Origin of the sequence: Variovorax boronicumulans NBRC 103145, from assembly GCF_001591345.1 — a bacterium.
Lineage (GTDB): Bacteria > Pseudomonadota > Gammaproteobacteria > Burkholderiales > Burkholderiaceae_C > Variovorax > Variovorax boronicumulans.
Window position 1 is genome coordinate 1 of record NZ_BCUS01000126.1, and the last position, 18,054, is coordinate 18,054.

General features: G+C 67.4%; 20 protein-coding genes, 1 tRNA gene and 2 pseudogenes. 12 read left to right on the forward strand and 11 right to left on the reverse strand.

Annotation, left to right across the window (positions count from 1 at the left end; genetic code table 11):
* A pseudogene (locus VBO01S_RS26265) lies at positions 1–391 on the reverse strand (helix-turn-helix domain-containing protein); the annotation flags it as partial.
* A gap of 61 nt (positions 392–452) precedes the next feature.
* Complete coding sequence (locus tag VBO01S_RS26270) at positions 453–1,448, reverse strand: Bug family tripartite tricarboxylate transporter substrate binding protein (protein WP_062480957.1); 996 nt, start codon at positions 1,446–1,448, stop codon at positions 453–455.
* 104 nt (positions 1,449–1,552) lie between these two features.
* On the opposite strand from VBO01S_RS26270, the gene VBO01S_RS26275 reads away from it, so the two are divergent.
* A complete protein-coding gene (locus VBO01S_RS26275; protein WP_062480925.1) occupies positions 1,553–2,482 on the forward strand; it encodes a LysR family transcriptional regulator in 930 nt (309 codons plus the stop codon).
* Positions 2,483–2,500: 18 nt separating this feature from the next.
* Here VBO01S_RS26275 and VBO01S_RS26280 read toward each other — a convergent pair whose 3' ends face one another.
* Positions 2,501–4,348: a sensor histidine kinase gene (locus VBO01S_RS26280; RefSeq protein WP_062480927.1), complete on the reverse strand. Its 1,848-nt coding sequence runs from the start codon at positions 4,346–4,348 to the stop codon at positions 2,501–2,503.
* A gap of 11 nt (positions 4,349–4,359) precedes the next feature.
* The gene (locus tag VBO01S_RS26285) at positions 4,360–5,088 is read right to left on the reverse strand and encodes a LuxR C-terminal-related transcriptional regulator (RefSeq protein ID WP_255221204.1); all 729 of its coding nucleotides are present in this window, start codon (positions 5,086–5,088) and stop codon (positions 4,360–4,362) included.
* 185 nt (positions 5,089–5,273) lie between these two features.
* Here VBO01S_RS26285 and VBO01S_RS26290 point away from each other — a divergent pair, with 185 nt between their 5' ends.
* From VBO01S_RS26290 to VBO01S_RS26310, 5 genes are all read left to right on the forward strand, one after another.
* A complete protein-coding gene (locus VBO01S_RS26290) occupies positions 5,274–5,480 on the forward strand; it encodes a hypothetical protein (protein WP_062480931.1) in 207 nt (68 codons plus the stop codon).
* Between the two features lie 138 nt (positions 5,481–5,618).
* Positions 5,619–6,056 (forward strand): hypothetical protein, encoded by a 438-nt coding sequence (locus VBO01S_RS26295; RefSeq protein WP_062480959.1) that lies wholly within the window; start codon positions 5,619–5,621, stop codon positions 6,054–6,056.
* Positions 6,057–6,115: 59 nt separating this feature from the next.
* A complete protein-coding gene (locus tag VBO01S_RS26300) occupies positions 6,116–6,649 on the forward strand; it encodes a nucleoside 2-deoxyribosyltransferase (RefSeq protein WP_062480933.1) in 534 nt (177 codons plus the stop codon).
* A gap of 130 nt (positions 6,650–6,779) precedes the next feature.
* On the forward strand, positions 6,780–7,055 hold the full coding sequence (locus VBO01S_RS26305) for a hypothetical protein (RefSeq protein WP_062480935.1): 276 nt from the start codon (positions 6,780–6,782) through the stop codon (positions 7,053–7,055).
* Between the two features lie 30 nt (positions 7,056–7,085).
* Positions 7,086–7,307 carry a hypothetical protein gene (locus VBO01S_RS26310; RefSeq protein ID WP_062480937.1) on the forward strand — a complete coding sequence of 74 codons (222 nt, stop codon included), beginning with the start codon at positions 7,086–7,088 and terminating at the stop codon, positions 7,305–7,307.
* A 125-nt stretch (positions 7,308–7,432) separates the two neighbouring features.
* On the opposite strand, the gene VBO01S_RS26315 is transcribed toward VBO01S_RS26310, so the two are convergent.
* From VBO01S_RS26315 to cysS, 6 genes are all read right to left on the reverse strand, one after another.
* Positions 7,433–7,525 (reverse strand) — tRNA-Ser (locus VBO01S_RS26315).
* 27 nt (positions 7,526–7,552) lie between these two features.
* The gene (locus tag VBO01S_RS26320) at positions 7,553–8,821 is read right to left on the reverse strand and encodes an aspartate kinase (protein ID WP_062480939.1); all 1,269 of its coding nucleotides are present in this window, start codon (positions 8,819–8,821) and stop codon (positions 7,553–7,555) included.
* Between the two features lie 55 nt (positions 8,822–8,876).
* The gene (gene tilS, locus VBO01S_RS26325) at positions 8,877–9,854 is read right to left on the reverse strand and encodes a tRNA lysidine(34) synthetase TilS (protein WP_062480942.1); all 978 of its coding nucleotides are present in this window, start codon (positions 9,852–9,854) and stop codon (positions 8,877–8,879) included.
* Between the two features lie 20 nt (positions 9,855–9,874).
* Positions 9,875–10,855: an acetyl-CoA carboxylase carboxyltransferase subunit alpha gene (locus tag VBO01S_RS26330; RefSeq protein ID WP_056582036.1), complete on the reverse strand. Its 981-nt coding sequence runs from the start codon at positions 10,853–10,855 to the stop codon at positions 9,875–9,877.
* Between the two features lie 159 nt (positions 10,856–11,014).
* Positions 11,015–11,686 (reverse strand): DNA-3-methyladenine glycosylase family protein, encoded by a 672-nt coding sequence (locus VBO01S_RS26335; protein WP_062480943.1) that lies wholly within the window; start codon positions 11,684–11,686, stop codon positions 11,015–11,017.
* Positions 11,683–13,059: a cysteine--tRNA ligase gene (cysS, locus tag VBO01S_RS26340; protein WP_062480946.1), complete on the reverse strand. Its 1,377-nt coding sequence runs from the start codon at positions 13,057–13,059 to the stop codon at positions 11,683–11,685. Before cysS ends, VBO01S_RS26335 begins: the two co-directional genes overlap by 4 nt.
* A 196-nt stretch (positions 13,060–13,255) precedes the next feature.
* On the opposite strand from cysS, the gene VBO01S_RS26345 reads away from it, so the two are divergent.
* The 6 genes from VBO01S_RS26345 to VBO01S_RS26370 all read left to right on the forward strand — a co-directional run bounded on the left by VBO01S_RS26345 (position 13,256) and on the right by VBO01S_RS26370 (position 17,215).
* On the forward strand, positions 13,256–13,846 hold the full coding sequence (locus VBO01S_RS26345) for a tetratricopeptide repeat protein (protein WP_062480948.1): 591 nt from the start codon (positions 13,256–13,258) through the stop codon (positions 13,844–13,846).
* Between the two features lie 97 nt (positions 13,847–13,943).
* Positions 13,944–14,540 carry a peptidylprolyl isomerase gene (locus VBO01S_RS26350; RefSeq protein WP_082818298.1) on the forward strand — a complete coding sequence of 199 codons (597 nt, stop codon included), beginning with the start codon at positions 13,944–13,946 and terminating at the stop codon, positions 14,538–14,540.
* A gap of 27 nt (positions 14,541–14,567) precedes the next feature.
* Complete coding sequence (locus tag VBO01S_RS26355) at positions 14,568–15,080, forward strand: peptidylprolyl isomerase (protein WP_062480950.1); 513 nt, start codon at positions 14,568–14,570, stop codon at positions 15,078–15,080.
* A gap of 25 nt (positions 15,081–15,105) precedes the next feature.
* Complete coding sequence (locus VBO01S_RS26360; RefSeq protein ID WP_062480951.1) at positions 15,106–15,882, forward strand: UDP-2,3-diacylglucosamine diphosphatase; 777 nt, start codon at positions 15,106–15,108, stop codon at positions 15,880–15,882.
* Positions 15,883–15,897: 15 nt separating this feature from the next.
* The gene (locus VBO01S_RS26365; protein ID WP_062480953.1) at positions 15,898–16,689 is read left to right on the forward strand and encodes a M90 family metallopeptidase; all 792 of its coding nucleotides are present in this window, start codon (positions 15,898–15,900) and stop codon (positions 16,687–16,689) included.
* A 232-nt stretch (positions 16,690–16,921) separates the two neighbouring features.
* A complete protein-coding gene (locus tag VBO01S_RS26370) occupies positions 16,922–17,215 on the forward strand; it encodes a GYD domain-containing protein (RefSeq protein ID WP_062480955.1) in 294 nt (97 codons plus the stop codon).
* 72 nt (positions 17,216–17,287) lie between these two features.
* Here VBO01S_RS26370 and VBO01S_RS32820 read toward each other — a convergent pair.
* Positions 17,288–18,054, reverse strand: a pseudogene (locus VBO01S_RS32820) (DUF349 domain-containing protein); the annotation flags it as partial.

An 18,054-nucleotide genomic window follows, 5' to 3' on the forward strand; every position in this document is an offset into this window, starting at 1 on the left:
CGGCGGCGGCCTCGTCGAGCCGGCCGAGCAGCAGCAGCCGGCGTGCCGCGATGAGCCGCGCCTGCAGCGCATTGGCCAGGTCGTCCCGGGCTTCGAGCGTGGCCGCCGCCGCGGTCAGCGCGCGCGGCGAACCGCCCAGGTCGCGCATCGCCAGTGCCACCTCGGCCTCGGCGACGACGCAACGTGCGCGCGCCAGTTCTTCGTGTGATCCGAAGCCGCTTGCGGCACGCCGCAGCAGCTCGCGCGCACGCGGGTGCTCGCCGAGCTGGGCCATGGCGATGCCGCGCAGCGCGAGCGCCGGCGGGTCGTCGCGCAGGGCCACGCGCTTGAGAGCACCCAGCGCGTCGCCGGCAGCGAGCGCGCGCGCGGAGGCGGCGATGAGGGAATCCATGGGGCGACAGGCTACAACACCGCCGCCGCATCGCGGCCCGCCCCCTCACGAGGCGGCGTCGTCAGTCCAGCGAGATGCCGCGCTCACGGATCAGCGCGTGCCACTTCTTCGTCTCTGCGAAGGCATAGGTCTTCATCAGCACGCTGTCGCTCGGCACCGGCTCCCAGCCGCCTTCCTGAAGCTTCTTGCGCACGCTCTCGTTGCCCACCGCCGCCTGCATCTCCTTCGAAAGGCGCTCCTGGATGGCGGCGGGCGTGCTGGCGGGCACCACCAGCCCTTGCCACGCGTAGGCCTCCGAATCCTTGAAGCCCTGCTCGCCCACCGTGGGCACGGCGGGCAGGATCGGCAGGCGCTTGGCGCTGAACGCCATCAGTGGAATGACCTTGCCCGACTGGATGGCGCTGAGCCCCGACGAGGTGTCCACCACCATCAGCGGCACCTGCCCGCCCATCACGTCCTGCAGCGCGGGCGCGGCGCCGCGGTACGGCACATGCATCGTCGACAGGCCGCTGCGGCTGAGGAACAGCTCCATCGCCAGGTGGTGCGGGCTGCCGTTGCCCGGCGAGGCGTACGACAGCGTGCCCGGCTTGCTCTTGAGCTGTTCCATCAGGGCGCCGATGGTCTTGAGGTTCGTCGAAGGCGCCGCCACCAGCACCAGCGGCGTACGCGCCATCAGGCCGAGCATCGCGAAGTCGCGGTCGACGGCATAGGGCAGCTTCTTGTAGAGCGCGGGGTTGTACACGAGCACGCCGTTGTCGGCCGTGAACACGGTGTAGCCGTCGCCCGGCGACCGGGCCGTGACCTCGGCGCCGATGATGGCGCCGGCACCGGCGCGGTTGTCGACGATCACCGGCTGGCCGGCCTGGACCGACATCTGCGCGCCGATGGTGCGGGCCAGGAAGTCGCTGCCGCCACCGGCGGGGTAGCCGACGATCCACTTGATCGGCTTGGACGGAAAGGCCTGCGCCTGCGCTTGCGCGGGGGCCCCTGCGAAAGCAAGGGCGGCGGCCGCGAGCGAAAGGAAAGTGCGGCGCGCAAGGCGATGAGAAACGGGCATGAACGATGTCTCCTGGCAGTGGTTGTTGTGATGGCGCTGCGATTGGATGCGAGCTTCATTCATGGTTCAATCAGATATTTCTTTCCCACTTATCTGATAAACCGATGAATGTCACGTTGCGCCAATTGCGCGCCTTCATCGCGGTGGCCCGCGCCGGCAGCGTGACCGAGGCCGCCCTGCGGCTGCACATCACGCAGTCGGCGCTGAGCGGCCTCATCAAGGACCTGGAGTCGAACCTGGGCGTGCAGATGCTTCACCGCACGACGCGCAAGCTGCAGATTTCCAGCGCAGGCGAGGTCTTCCTGCCGATGGCCGAACGCATCCTTCAGGACCTGGGCATGGCGCTCGATGCGGTGTCCGACCTGCGCGAACTGCGCACCGGCACCGTGCGCATCGCGGTGCCGCAGGTGATGGCGTGCACGGTCATGCCGGAAATCATGGCCGCCTTCGCCCGGAAGTACCCCGGCATCCGCGTGCGCCTGCAGGACTCGATGGTCGAAAGCGTGCTGGGCCGGCTCATCAACGGCGACGTCGACCTGGCCATCGGTCCCGAGCGCGACGCACCTGCGAACGTGGTGGCGCGCACGCTGTTCACCCTGCCCTTCCTCGCGGTGCTGCCCCCGGGGCATCCGCTGACCAAGAAGCAGCGGGTCGCCTGGAGCGACCTGGTCCGCTACCCCGTGATCTCGCTGCAGGGCGAATACACGCAGCTGCTCAGTGCCGAGCTGTATGCATCGCCGGGCCGACTCGAGTTCAGCCCGACGCATGAAGTGGCCTTCCTGACGACGGCGCTGAGCATGGTCGAGCACGGCCTGGGCGTGACCACCTGCCTGCCGTATGCGGGCGAGCTGCTGCAGCGCCAGAAGCTCGAATTCCGCCCGCTCGTCACGCCCGTGCTCAGCCGCAAGTTCCAGGTGTGGCTCAACAAGGACCGGGGACTCTCGCCGTCGGCGCAGGAGTTTCTGGACTTCCTGCTGCAGCACATCGAAGACCACCCGGCACCCGAGGTGCGTGCGTTCCGCAAGGCGCGCTGAGCACGCGCGCAGCGGGCCTCAGCCGCTGCCAGCACCCATCACGGGTGCCTGCACCCTCGCCGCCAGCCGCGTACCGCCATCGTCCGCATCGATCTGCAGCGTGCCGCCGATGCGCGCCATGCGCGCCTGCATGCTGCGCAGGCCCAGCCCGCCGATCGACGAGGCCATGGCCACCGCGTCGAAGCCCACGCCGTCGTCCTCGACGCTCAGCAGCACGCCCGCTTCGCCGTCGGCCATCAGCTGCACGCGCAGGGTCCGCGCGCGGCTGTGTTTCACCACGTTGGCCAGCGCTTCCTCGAGCAGGCGCGTGAGGCCCAGCACCTGGCGCGCGGACAGCGCACAGGGCCAGGCCGCGGGCGTCTGCCAGTGGCTGCGCACGCCCATCTCCTCGAACAGGCGTCCGAAGCGGTGGCGCATGGGCGCCAGCCATTGCGTGGGCGTGGCGGCCACCGGGGCCGCGCCGCCGCTGTGGGTGTCGATGATCTGGCGCAGGTCGTCGCGCAGCGACTTGAACATCGACAGGTACTGCGGCCGCTGCAGCGCCTCGCCCGACTGCTCCACCAGCGCGATCGAGCGCACCAGCGAACTGCCCAGGCCGTCGTGCAGGTCGTGCGCCACGCTCAGGCGCTCGTGCAACCGCACGTTGTCGAGTTCGAGCCGGTGTTCGCGGCTGAGCGTGTCGGCCAGCTCGGTGCGCGCGCCGCGCACTTCGCGTGCGAGGTCGTCGTTGAAGTTCTCGACGCGGCGCAGGCTGCGCGTGAAGCCGCCCGCCAGGATCAGCGACATGCCGATCATGATCAGCGGCGCCGTGACCACGGTGTAGCCGAAGCGGTCGTCGATGACGCGCAGGATCATCAGCGCGTCGTGCACCGCGGCCACCAGGAAGCCGAAGGCGCACAGGGCCAGCAGCAGGTGCTCGGTCTTCTTCGTGTCGAGCGCGCGCAGGATGAACTGCACGCACACGGCCATGAAGAGCAGCGAATACACGATGAACACCGCCAGCGTCGCGACCGACAGCGCAGGCTGCGGCAGCAGCGCGATCGCCGCCACGGCCAGCGCGGCCACGGCCCACAGTGCGCGGCTCAGGCGCGGAAAGCGCTGGCCGCCGAAGTGCCACATGAACATGCAGAAGCAGCTCACGTACAGGACCATCCAGGCCGTGATCCAGCGCGACCAGGCGTCGGTGGAGGCGAACGGCCACGGCAAGGTGCTGACCACGGTGTTGCTCGCGAACACCAGCCAGGCGATGGCGCTGAGCGCGTACCAGCCGTAGGCAACCTCCTGCCGGCGCATAAGCCACAGCACGAGGAAGAAGCAGCCCAGCGTGATCGAGATGACGAGGTTGACCGCGGGCAGCACGCGCGCGAACAGGCGGCGTTCGTCGTGGTACGCCACCGCCTCGACCGCCGGCCCAAGCACCACGCGGCCCAGCCCCGAGCCGTACATGCTGCCGCCCACCACCTGCACCCACAGCGTGTTGGTGCCGGGGTTCAACGCGACGGCCGGCAGGAAGAAGACGCGCGGCGTGTTCCAGCTGCGGCTCAGCGGCTCGACCAGGCTGGCGTCGCGCCAGAGCAGGTTGTCGTTCAGCGAGATCGCGCCGGCCATGCTCAGGTAGTCGAAGGCCACGCCCAGCTGCGGCGCGTCGTCGCGGCCCGCGCAGGGGCGCTGCCAGTCGATGCGGTACCACACGATGCCTTCGAAGCCGGGCCAGCGCGTGGCCCAGTGGTCGGGCAGCGTCACCGGCTGCCAGCCGTCGATGGGTGGCGGTGCTTCAGGCCCCGCGCCGGCGGTGGCGCGCACGGCCCGCACGCTGTCGATGTGCGGCGCGCACCCTTCGGCCGCCCATGCCGTGTGCGCGAACAACCACCACAGGCTCAGGCCAGCAAGCCACGCGAACGCGCTGCGAAAACGGCGCGCGTGCGCGAGGAAACGGTGAGCTTGCGGTAGATGTTCTTGATGTGGCATTCGACGGTGTGCCGCGACAGGAAGATCTGCTCGGCTATCTCGCGGTTGGTCAGGCCTTCGGCAACCAGCTGGAGGATCTGCAGTTCGCGCGCGGTCAGCACATCTTCGCCGACGCGCCCCGGCGTGGCCGGCGGCGCCTGCGTGAGGTCGAGGATGCGCCGCGCGATGAACGGATCGATCGGCGCCCCGCCGCGCAGCACGCTGCGGATCGACAGCAGCAGCTCCAGGTCGTCGCGCTCCTTGAGCACGTAGCCGGTGGCGCCGGCGCGCAGCGCGTTGAGGATCAGGTCGTCGGTGCTCCAGGCGGAGATCACGAGGATGCCGGGGCCGTCGTCGGCGCTCATTGCCGCACCGGTCGGCGCGCTCATCTGCGCGATCAGCTCCACGCCGTTGCCGTCGGGCAGGCCCAGATCGACCAGCGCCAGCGCGAACGACTGCCGCGCGAGTTCGATGCGCGCATCGGCCAGCGTGGCGGCGAGCACCAGCACGTCGTTGCCGTAGCCCAGCTGGTTCAGGATGCCGACGATGCGCCGCTGCATCAGCGCGTCGTCCTCGACGATGAGCACGGGCGCCGGCAGGTCGGGGCTGGGCGGCGGCGTCATCGCCGGACCTTCGGGCTGGGGAGAGAAAGCGGACATCAGGACGGTTCGGACAAGGTGGGAAGCATGCCCGAATCATCACCCAGGCTTCGCGCGCGAGGCTGCAGTGTCCCCTCGCGGCGGCGCTGCGGCCATCACCAGATCTGGGGGTTCTGGTGGCGCGGCGCAGCATCGGTCGGCCTTCGCCTACAGACAGGCACCACGCGAGCGGACATGGTGGGGCCATGACACATCCGATCGAACTCATCATCGACGAGCCGGCGCCCGGATCCTTTGTCTGGCGGCTGCTTGAAACCGACACCGACGGTGCGCATCCCACCGTCCTTCGCTGCGCCTTCGACCCGGTCGAGAGCTACGAGCTCGCCCTGGCCTCGGGACAGCGCGCCCTGCGCAGCGAGATGCGCGCGCACGCTACAACGGAAGGCCACTGAGCGTCAGCATGCGCTGACGGCGGCTTCGCGAGGCGTCCTACCGCTCTCGCGCCGTCGGTTCCTAGGATGGTTTTCGGGCGCCGGTTCTCTTGCGCTTGTCGCAATGAGGCAACCGCCGGCGCCTTCAAGGAGATGACCATGCAAAGAAAGCTCATGTGGATGTGCGCCGTTGCCGTGTCCTGTCTCACGGCCGTCTCGGCGCAAGCGCAAGTGAACCCGCCGCCCGCGGCCACGGTCGATCCGGCGGTCGCCGAATACAAGGCGGCCCGCGACAAGATCTCGGCCGACTACAAGACCGACCGCGCCGCTTGCGATGCCATGAAGGACAACGCCAAGGACGTCTGCGTCGAGGAAGCCAAGGGCAAGGAAAAGATCGCCAAGGCCGAGCTCGACCAGAAGATGAAGCCCAGCGACGGCAATGCCCGCAAGGTGGCCGAAACCAAGGTGGAAGTCGCCTACAGCGTCGCCAAGGAAAAATGCGACGACCAGAAGGGCGAAGCCAAGTCGACGTGCGTGAAACAGGCCAAGGCCGACGAAAGCAAGGGCAAGGCCGAAGTCAAGGCGATGAAGAAGTAACCAACCGGGCCGCAGCCCTTCCCGTTGGCGCTGGCCGGGGGCGGTCGCATACTCGACAGATGCCCTCCTCTTCCACGCGTCCACGGGTCTACCTCGCCGGCCCCGACGTGTTCCGGCCCGACGCCGCGCAGTACTTTGCCGCGCTGGCACTGGCCTGCGACGCACTCGGCATGACGGCCGTGCCGCCGTTCGACGGCAAGGCGGCCGGCCCCGACCCCGCGCGCCGGATCTACGAGGAAAACATGAAGCTGCTGCGGTCGGCGGACGGCGTCATTGCCAATCTCGCGCCGTTTCGCGGGCTGGAGCCCGACTCGGGCACGGTGTTCGAGGTCGGCGTGGCCATTGCCCTGGGCCTTCCGGTGGCCGCCTACGGCGTTCCGCCGGGCACCTATGCGCAGCGCGCCGCCACGGCAGGCGTCGTCGGCCGCGACCCGGACGGCAGTTTGCGCGACCCCGAGGGCACGCTGATCGAGGATTTCGGGCTGCCGCTGAACCTCATGCTGGCCTGCTCGGTGCGCTTTTCGGACCTGGCGACCGACGCTTTGCGGGTGCTGGCCGAGGTGCTGGGCTCCGCGCCTGCCCAGCGGCAGTGAGCCAAAATTCGTGAAATAAGTCACAAATTGAAGGCAGGACATCACCAATTCTGGGGAGCAAGCCCCTCGAAGTAAGCCTTTCAGCCTCTTTTTGCGTTGGACATGCCAACGCCCCAAAAAGGAGGCCCGGATGCCCCCCTCAGATCAACAAGCAGTTTTCGAAGCGGCGGGCCGCCTGGGTTCCATGGAGGTCCTGACCACGCAGACCAGCGCCGTCGTCTCGATGCTGCGCGCGCTGTACGCCGCGCACCCCGAGCCGGCCAAGGTCCGGTTCCACTTCGACCGGCTGATCGGCCAGCTGCTGACCAGCCCCTACCTCGGCCACGACCCCGATCACGCGCTGATCCTCCAGGACACGGCCGCGACCCTCGTGCGGCCACCGCTCGAATCCGACCCGGTGCGCTGAGCATCGGATGCACACCCAGGAGACACTGAAATGAGTTTTGAAAAAATCAAGCTCCGGTTCGGCCGGTCGTTCCGTCGCGGCGATCGCGTCGTCTGCGAAGGCCGGCTCGGCACCATCACCGGAGCGACCTATCCGCATGTGCGGGTGCGTTTCGACGGCCGGCAGATTGCGGTGCCTTGCGATCCTTGCGAACTGCATGTGGGCACAGCGCCGATCGCGACGCTGTCCGCGCTCGAACCGCAGCCGTCCTGAAGACATCGCCTCGCCTTTTCGGTGGGGCTGCCATGCGTCGCGTCGCGCGCAGACGCAAAAAAGCCCCGACTGGCGGGGCTCTTTTGGGCTGTTTGATCACTGCAAGGTGATCAGGAAGCCAATCCTGGCGGAACCGGAGGGATTCGAACCCTCGATGAGGCTCTACACCCCATACTCCCTTAGCAGGGGAGCACCTTCGGCCACTCGGTCACAGTTCCTGAAAGCAACCGCAATTATGCCATTACTTAAGCGCTCGGTTGGTCCAGATCGAACGCTTTATGCAGTGCGCGCACCGCCAATTCCATATATTTTTCGTCGATCACGACCGAGGTCTTGATTTCGCTGGTCGAGATCATCTGGATGTTGATGCCCTCTTCGCTCAACACACGGAACATCTTGCTCGCAACACCCACGTGGCTGCGCATGCCGATGCCCACGATGCTGACCTTGCAGATCTTGGTGTCGCCCACGATTTCGGTGGCGCCCAGCGAAGGCATCACCTTCGACTCGAGCAGCTCGACCGTGCGCGCGAACTCGTTGCGATGTACGGTGAAGCTGAAGTCGGTCTTGCCGTCCTTGCTGAGGTTCTGGATGATCACGTCGACTTCGATGTTCGCGTCTGCCACGGCACCGAGGATGTGATACGCGATGCCCGGCTTGTCGGGCACGCCGAGCACCGAGATCTTGGCTTCGTCGCGATTGAATGCGATGCCGGATACGACGGCTTGTTCCATGTTTTCGTCTTCCTCGAAAGTGATCAGCGTGCCGGACTTGGCCTCTTCATTGATGTCGATGTCCCATGCGGTGAAGCTCGAGAGCACACGCAGCGGCACCTTGTACTTGCCGGCGAATTCCACCGAGCGGATTTGCAGCACCTTGGAGCCGAGGCTGGCCATCTCGAGCATCTCTTCGAAGCTCACGGTGGTCAGGCGGCGCGCATCGGGCTCGACGCGCGGGTCGGTGGTGTAGACGCCGTCGACGTCGGTGTAGATCAGGCACTCGCTGGCCTTCATGGCCGCTGCGATGGCCACGGCCGAGGTGTCGCTGCCGCCACGGCCCAGCGTGGTGATGTTGCCTTCGTCGTCCACGCCCTGGAAACCGGTGATGACCACCACGCGGCCGGCCGCGAGGTCGGCGCGCACCTTGGCGTCGTCGATGCTCTCGATGCGGGCCTTGGTGTACGAGTTGTCAGTGCGCACCGACACCTGCCAGCCCGCGTAGCTCACCGACTCCACGCCCTCGGCCTGCAGCGCCATGGCCAGCAGTGCCGACGATGCCTGTTCGCCGGTGGAGGCGAGCATGTCGAGTTCCCGGTGATAGGCCACGCCGGGTTTGCCCGGGGAGAGCTCCTTGGCAAGACCGAGCAGGCGGTTGGTTTCGCCGCTCATGGCGCTGGGCACCACGATCATCTGGTGACCCGCACGCGCCCATTTGGCGACGCGCTTGGCGACATTGCGGATGCGCTCGGTCGAGCCCATCGACGTGCCGCCGTATTTGTGAACGATCAATGCCATGGATGAAATCAGAGAAAGATAAAGGGCCGCCTGGAAAGCGGCGCCCTGCAAGCCGTCAGAGCGAAGTCTTCAGCGAGGGCGGGGCATTGTACCAATGCAGCCGCTCTCCCCTGCGCTCGGCGAAGCCCGCGCCCACCTTGAGGTGGATGCGGTGGCCGCGCGTGGTGCAGGCGCGGACCTGGTCCAGCAGCTGGTCGAGCTGCGCCGCGCTCGGTGCGCAGCCGTGCGACTGCATCAGCCAGTGGCGCAACACGTTGGCCTGCCGCGCGCGGGACAGCGCCTGCAGCGGCCGGATCTGCGGTGGCTCTCCCACCGCGGCAAGGTCCTGCGCCGCCAGTTCGCCCAGCAGCTGCTGGGCCTGCGCCGCATGGCCGATGCTGCGCGCGAAGGTGGCGCGGAACTGGGGAAAGGCTTCTGCCAATGCAGGCAGCAGCACGGCGCGGATGCGGTTGCGGGTGTAGCGCGCGTCGGCGTTGCTCGGGTCTTCGATCCACGGCAACTGCTGCTGCGCCAGCCAGCTGCGGATGTCGGCCGCCGGCACCGCGAGCAGCGGCCGATGAATATTCAATCCGTCGCGCACGGCATGCGCCGGCATGGCGGCCAGGCCCGGCAGGCCGGCGCCGCGGGACAGCGCCAGCAACAGCGTCTCGACCTGGTCATCGGCATGGTGCCCGAGCGCGATGGACGACACCACAGGCCGCGCCCCGTCGGCACGCGCCATGGCCGCATACGCGTCATAACGTGCGCGCCGCGCCGCATCCTCTGGGCTGTCGCCCGGCGCATGCCGCGCATCGACCCGGTGCGTCACCAACGGCACACCGAGCCGCTCGCAGACCTGCGCGCACTGCCACTCGAAGTCGTCGGCCGCGGCCTGCAGCCCGTGATGCACATGAAAGGCGATCACCTGCCCCGGCCATCGCGCCGCGCAGGCCGCGAGCAAGGCGGTCGAATCCGCGCCGCCGCTGAAGCCGACGGCCAGCGGCAGGCTCGCCGGTTCGAACGCGGCCATGGCGCGTTCGAAGGCTTCGCTCATGATGGAAAAGGGAAAGCCGCTCAGCGGCTGTTGTCGGCCTTGGTGTCGTTGAACCGGCCGTAGCTCTGCAGGCGCTCGTAGCGGCGGTCCAGCAGTTCCTTCGTCTTCAGGTCGCTGACCTGGCGGAAGGCGTCGTTGAGCGCGCGCTTGAGGAACGCAGCCATCTGGCGATGGTCGCGGTGCGCGCCGCCGACGGGTTCGTTGACGATCTTGTCGACCAGGCCCAGCGCCTTCAGGCGGTGCGCCGTGATGCCCAGGGCATCTGCGGCTTCCTGCGCCTTGTCGCTGGTCTTCCAGAGAATGGACGCGCAGCCTTCGGGGCTGATCACCGAGTAGATCGAGTACTGCAGCATCACGAGCTGGTCGCCGACCGAAATGGCCAGCGCGCCGCCCGAACCGCCTTCACCGATGATGGTGACGATGATGGGTACCTCGAGCTGCGCCATCTCGAAGATGTTGCGGCCGATGGCTTCCGACTGGCCGCGCTCTTCCGCGTCGATGCCGGGGTAGGCGCCGGGCGTATCGACGAAGGTGAACACCGGCAGCTTAAATTTCTCGGCCGTCTTCATGAGACGCAGCGCCTTGCGGTAACCCTCGGGCTTGCTCATGCCGAAGTTGCGCGCGGTGCGCTCCTTCGTGTCGCGGCCCTTCTGGTGACCGAGCACCATGCAGGGCACGCCGTTGAAGCGCGCCAGGCCACCGACGATCGACAGGTCGTCCGAGAAATGGCGGTCGCCATGCAGCTCGACGAAGTCCGTGAAGATTTCGTTGACGTAGTCGAGCGTGTACGGGCGCTCCGGATGCCGCGCGATCTTGGTGATCTGCCAGGGCGTCAGGTCGCTATAGATGTCTTTGGTGAGTTGCTGGCTTTTCTTGCCGAGCTGATCGATTTCTTCCGAGATGTCGACCGCCGATTCGGTCTGTACATAACGCAGTTCTTCGATCTTTGTTTCGAGTTCAGCAATGGGCTGCTCGAAGTCGAGGAAGGTTCGTTTCGCCAACGTCTTCTCCTGTTTATTTCATCAATTGACCGGCCATCCGGCTCTTTTGCATTCATTCCAGAAACACCGAGGAACCGGCTTTGCCGGGCCTGCGGTGTTGCCCCCCCTCGAAGGGGGTTGGCGAAGCGACACGAAGTGCGCGAAGCCTGGGGGTGATCCTTAGTAAACGACCGGCACGGGGTCCAGCGATCGCCAAATATACCAAGTCGCCACGCTGCAATACGGCGCCCAGGCCACGGCGACATCACGGGCATCGCTGCGGCTGACCGGGTCGCCCGAAAAATAGTTGACGCTGATGCCGTTGAGAAGGCCCTGGTCGTCGACCGGCAGCACGTTTGGGCGCATCAGGTGGAAGATGAGGAACATCTCGGCGGTCCAGCGGCTGATGCCGCGGATGGCCACGAGCTCCTCGATGATGAGCTCGTCCGACATGTCTTTCCAGCGGTCGACGTGCACGGTACCCGAATCGAAATTCAGGGCCAGGTCAACCAAGTATTCGATCTTGCGCGCCGACAGCCCGGCGCCGCGCATGTCGTCGACCTTGAGCTTGAGCACGTTGGCCGGCGTGAGCTTGCGCGGCAGCGCCGCGAACTTGTCCCAGGTCGACTGCGCGGCCTTCACCGAGATCTGCTGGCCCACGATGCTGCGCGCCAGCGTGGTGAAGGCGTCGCCGCGCGACTCGAGACAGGCCTCGCCGAACTTCGGAATGAGCCGCTTCATCACGCGGTCTTTCTTGGCCAGGTGCCTGCAGGCTTCCTCCCAATAGTCCGGCGTGTAGATGCGCACGCTGGTCTGCTGGGTGGCGGGTACGGGGTTCGTCGTTCCGTTCACTGTGCAGCCGCCCAGGTCGTTCCCGTGGGCGAATCCTTGAGCACGATGCCCTGCTCGAGGAGTTCCTGGCGAATGCGATCGGCTTCGGCGAAATTCTTCGCCGCCTTGGCCGCCGCGCGTGCATCGATCTTCGACTGGATGGTGGCTTCGTCGAGCGTGGTGCCCGCCTGCAGGAACGCCTTCGGATCGCCTTGCAGCAAGCCGAGCGTGCCGGCCAGCGCCTTGAGCAGGCCCGCGGTGTCTGCGGACTTCGTGCGATTGACTTCGCCGGCCAATTCGAACAGCACGGCGATAGCTTCGGGCGTGCCGAAGTCTTCGTCCATCGCCGCCTTGAAACGCGTCGCGTGGGGCTGCGTCCAGTCGATGGCCACGGCCCCTGGCGCCACCAGGTCGAGCGCGGTGTACAGGCGCTTGAGCGAATTGCGCGCGTCGTCGAGGTGCGCGTCGCTGTAGTTCAGCGCGCTGCGGTAATGCGTGCGCACGAGGAAGAAACGCAGGCTCTCGGCGTCGTACTTCTGCAGCACTTCGCGGATGGTGAAGAAGTTGCCCAGGCTCTTGGACATCTTCTCGTTGTCCACGCGCACGAAGCCGTTGTGCACCCAGAAGCGCGACAGCGGCTTGCCGTTGGCGCCTTCGCTTTGCGCGATTTCGTTCTCGTGGTGCGGAAACTGCAGGTCGGCGCCGCCGCCATGGATGTCGAAAGTCTCGCCGAGCGTGGCGCAGCTCATGGCCGAGCACTCGATGTGCCAGCCCGGACGGCCGGTGCCGAAGGGGCTGTCCCACTTGGCGTCGTCAGGCTCGGTCGGCTTGGCGGATTTCCAGAGCACGAAGTCGAGCGGGTCCTGCTTGCCGTCGAGCACCGCGACGCGCTCGCCGGCGTGCAGTTCGTCGAGCGACTTGCCCGAGAGCTTGCCGTAGCCGGGGAACTTGCGGACAGCGTAGTTCACGTCGCCGTTGTCCGAGCGGTAGGCCAGGCCCTTGCGTTCCAGCGTCTCGATGATGCCGAGCATCTGCGGCACGTATTCGGTGGCGCGCGGCTCGATGGTGGGCGGCTCGATGCGCAGCGCACCGATGTCCTCGTGCATGGCTGCGATCACCTCGTCGGTCAGCGCGCGGATGGTGATGCCACGCTGGACCGCGCGGGCGATGATCTTGTCGTCGATGTCGGTGATGTTGCGCACGTAGGTCACGGCATAGCCGCTGGCGCGCAGCCAGCGCTGCACCACGTCGAACGCCATCATCATGCGGGCGTGGCCGATGTGGCACAGGTCATAGACCGTCATGCCGCACACGTACATGCGAACCTGTCCAGGTTGCAGGGGGGAGAATTCCTCCAATTCACGCGACAGCGTGTTGTAGATGCGCAGACTCATGGGACTCGGAAAGCGTTGATTCGCGCACGTGCGGTACGGGCGAGCAACGGTGTATTTCAGGGGTGACGGGGGGCGTGGCTACGAGGGGTTCGACGTGGCCCCTCGGCTACAATGCGACGCAGTATAAACGGCTGCCGCCGCGCAGCATCCGGGTGTTCTCCAGGCCCCCGCTCTCCCCCAATCCTGCCGAGGCTTCATGAAGCACGCCGCGTTCTCCAGACTCCCCATCGCCTTTGCACTGCTGTTCGGTCTGTGGGGCTTTGCCGCGCACGCCAACGACTACGACGACGTCAACCTCCTGCTGCGCCAGGGCAAGTCCGCCGAGGCGCTGGCCAAGGCCGACACCTACATCGCCGGCAAGCCGCGAGACCCGCAGATGCGCTTCCTGCGCGGCGTGATCCTCACCGAGCAGAACAAGACCGCCGACGCGATCACCGCATTCACGCAGCTCACGCAGGACTTCCCGGAACTGCCCGAGCCCTACAACAACCTCGCGGCGCTGTACGCGTCGCAGAGCAAATTCGACCAGGCCCGCGCCGCGCTCGAAACCGCGCTCAAGCTCAGCCCCAACTACGCCACCGCGCACGAAAACCTCGGCGACGTGTACGCGCGCCTGGCGGCCCAGGAATACCAGCGCGCCCAGCAGTTCGCGACCACCAATGCAAGCGTCGCGCCCAAGCTCGCACTGATCCGCCAGATCTTCACGCCCAAGGCCGCGGCCGATGCGGCCGTGCTGCCGGCCGCGCCGCCCGAAGTGCGCAAGCCCGTGGGCCGCACGACCAAGTAACAGCCTCTTGCAATCCGGCGGTGCGCACACAGTTGCCTCCCAACCTGCGCCATCGCAGGCCCACCGCCCTCCCCTCCACCCGCACACGGAGCCTCATTTGACGACCTCTGCACTTTCCCGTTTCAGCCGCCGCGGCGCCCTCGCACTGGCCGCGGCCCTGGCCTTCGGCGCCGCCGCCGGCGCGCACGCCCAGCAGGCCGCGCCGCGCGTCAAGCTCGCCACCTCGGCGGGCGACATCGTGGTCGAGCTCGATGCGGCCAAGGCCCCCAAGACGGTCGAAAACTTCCTGCAGTACGTCAAGGACAAGCACTACGACGGCACGGTGTTCCACCGCGTCATCGACGGCTTCATGATCCAGGGCGGCGGCTTCACGGCCGACCTGCAGCAAAAGCCCACGCGCCCGCCGATCCCGCTCGAGGCCAACAACGGCCTGAAGAACGACAAGTACACGATCGCGATGGCCCGCACCGGCAACCCCAATTCGGCCACCTCGCAGTTCTTCATCAACGTGAAGAACAACGATTCGCTCAACGCGCCCAACCCCGACGGCTACGGCTACACCGTGTTCGGCAAGGTCGTCGCCGGCACCGACGTGGTCGACAAGATCCGCGCCGTGCAGACCGGCAACAAGGGCGGCATGCAGAACGTGCCCGTCGAAACCCTCACCATCAAGTCCGCCACGCTGGCGAAGTAATCCCGTTTCCGAAGAAGGAGCTAACTCATGAGCACCCCCCAAGTCGAACTGCACATCAAGAACTACGGCGTCATCACGCTCGAACTCGACGGCGTGAAGGCACCGAAGTCGACCGCCAACTTCATCGAGTACGTGAAGAAGGGCCACTACGACAACACGGTGTTCCACCGCGTGATCCCCGGCTTCATGGTGCAAGGCGGCGGTTTCGAGCCCGGCATGAAGCAAAAGCCCACCGGCGCCGAGATCGAGAACGAAGCCAACAACGGCCTCAAGAACGCCAACTACACCGTGGCGATGGCCCGCACCAGCGCACCGCACTCGGCCACCGCCCAGTTCTTCATCAACGTGGCCGACAATGGCTTCCTGAACCACACCGCCCCCTCGGCCCAGGGCTGGGGCTATGCGGTGTTCGGCAAGGTCACGGGCGGCACCGATGTCGTCGACAAGATCAAGGCCGTGAAGACGGGTCGCAAGGGCTTCCATGACGACGTGCCCCTCGAGGACGTCGTGATCGAAAAGGCAGTCGTCACTGTCGAGTGATGCACTTCAGGCACGGCGCAGCGGCATGACCCCGGTGGCGAACCCGGCTTTCTCCGAGCTGGTGGCGCCGCCCGCGTGGCGCACCGTCGACCTGATTTCCGACTTGCACCTGCAGGCCAGCGAGCTGGCCACCTTCGAGGCCTGGCAGGGCTACCTGCAGACCACGCCGGCCGATGCGCTGGTCATCCTCGGCGACCTGTTCGAGGTGTGGGTGGGCGACGATGCCGCCGCCCAGCCCGGCTTCGAGGCCCAGTGCGCCGAGCTGCTGCAGCGCACCGCACAGCGCCTGCCGGTGTTCCTCATGCACGGCAACCGCGACTTCCTCGTCGGCAAGGCCTTTGCCGCGCAATGCGGCCTGACGCTGCTCGACGACCCCACGGTGCTGGTGCTGCACGGCGAACGCTGGCTGCTCAGCCATGGCGACGCGCTCTGCCTCGAAGACACCGACTACCTCCAGTTTCGCGCCCAGGTGCGCACGCCTGAATGGCAGGCCGCATTCCTCGCGCGCCCGCTGGAAGAGCGCCGCGCCCTCGCCCGCGCCATCCGTGCACAGAGCGAAGACCGCAAGCGCGATCCCTCGACCCTCTGGGCCGACGTGGACGCCGACGCTGCCCGCCAATGGCTGCAGCACGCGGGCGCCAGCGCGCTGATCCATGGCCACACCCACCGCCCCGCCGTCCACGACCTGGGCCACGGCCTGCGTCGCATCGTGCTGAGCGACTGGGACGCCGCCGCGCACCCGCCGCGCGCGCAGCTGCTGTGCCTGTCGGCCGCCGGCGCACAGCGCGTCGACCTGCGGTAAGCACGCCGAACGCCGATGTTCAAGTGGCTGCGCCGGCTGCGCACCCTGCCCCCGATTCCCGACGCTGCCTGGCGCGCCACGCTCACGCGCTACGCCTTCCTGGGCGCCTTGCCGCCTGCGCAGCAGCAACGGCTGCGCACGCTGGCGGCCGAGTTCCTGCGGGACAAGGAATTCCACGGCACGCAGGGCTTCGTCATCACCGACGAGGTGGCGCTGGCCATCGCGGCGCAGGCCGTGCTGCCGGTGCTGCACCTGAAGGACGGGCTCGACTGGTACGACGATTTCGTCGGCATCGTGGTGCACCCCTCCGAAGTGGTGGCGCCGCGCAAGGTCGTCGATGACGCGCTGGTCGTGCACGAATACGAAGAGGTCGTCGCCGGCGAGGCGATGGACCAGGGCCCCGTCATGCTCAGCTGGCAGGACGTGCTCGCGAGCAGCGTCAGCAGCGAGGGCGGCTACAACGTCGTGATCCACGAGTTCGCCCACAAGATCGACATGCGCAACGGCATCGCCGACGGCTGCCCGCCGCTGCCGGCCGGCTTCATGGGCCGGCGCAGTGCGCGCGAGGCCCGCGCGGCCTGGATGGCCGTGCTGCAGCCGGCCTACGACGACTTCCGCGAAAAGACCATCCTCGCCGAACGCTTCGGCGCCGAGCCACCCTGGCTCGACGATTACGGTGCCACCTCGATCAGCGAGTTCTTCGCGGTGGCCTGCGAGGCCTACTTCGTGAACCGGCCGAACTTCGCGCGGGACTTCCCGGCGGTGCTGGCTCTCTTCGATGCGTTCTTTCGGCCTGCGCAGGCCTGACCGCCCCTCACATCTGGTTTCCTTGCTTGCGCGCGCGATCGCGGTCCGCCTACCTCGTCCTGAGTAGGCGCTGATCGGGAGCGCCTTGCCTTTGCAGGCCCCAGGCGTAGCATCGCTGCGGCCATCGCCCTCCACAGCACCGCTGCGCGCCCGATGACCTGGAGCGTCGCCATCGGGGGCGGCGTTGCTTCATGTGATTCGTCCCCCGCGGATAACAACACAGGAGCAGAAAATGGTGACCTATATCGGCATGCTGAGCTTCACGGACAAGGGCATCCAGAGCGTCAAGGAAACCACCAAACGCGCCGCCGCCGCCAAGGAAACCGCCCAGAAGCTCGGCGTCAACATGCGCGAGATCTTCTGGACCATGGGCGACTGCGATGTGGTCTGTGTGCTGGAGTCCGAGGACGAGCAAGCGCTCTGTGCATTCAGTCTGGCCATCGCCATGCAGGGCAATGTGCGCACGCGCTCCCTGCGCGCCTATACCGTCGGGGAAATGGACAAGATCCTGGCCAGGCTGCCTTGAGCCGGGACGGATCGACACGCATGAAAAAGCCCGCACGCGGCGGGCTCCTTCTCATGAACGCGCGCTGGCGCCTTACTTGCGCAGCAAGGCCTTCAGCGCGTTCTGCAGACGGCGCGCGGTGGCGGCGTCGTGCGCGGCGGCGAGCACCTTACCGGCGTCCTGACCCCAGGTCTGGGCCGGCGTCGGATCGCCACGCTTCGTCAGCAGCTTGAGCTGCAGCGCGCGGCGTGCGTCGAGTTGCTCGGCGGGCGTCGGCACTTCGGCGGCCATCTCCAGACGCAGCAGTGCTTCGGCGGCATCGCTCGCGCCGGCCGTCGGTGCGGCACCCACGGCTTGCGACCATTGCGTGCGCACGGCCGGCGTCACGGCACGGCCCAGTTCCTGCACGCTGGGCAGGCGGGCGGCATCGCGCTGCTCCCAGGCGCCGAGCACCTGCGTGAGCGCTTCGCCGTGGGCCTGCGCGGCCAGCTTGCGCAGCGCCATGTCGGCACGCTCGAGCGCTTCGCGCTGCGCGCGGAAGGCGGCATCGCCCAGGCGCGGACCGCGGTCTTCGCGCGGCGGACGGTCGCCGAAACGGCCACCGCCCGGCGCGCCGCGATCGCCACCACGGGCATCGGGACGCGGGCCGCCACGGTCGTTCGGACGGCCGGGGCCGCCGGCGCCAGGACGACCGCCGTCGCGGCGATCACCGAAGCGGCCCGTGCCGCGAGCGGCCGGTGCGGCTTCGGCCTTCTTGCTGCTGGGCCGGTCGTCGCCACGCATGGCGACCACGGGCTTGGGTGCGGGCTTCGGCGGCGCGGCCGGAGCGACGCTCGCAGCCTCGCCGGCTTCGTGCGCGG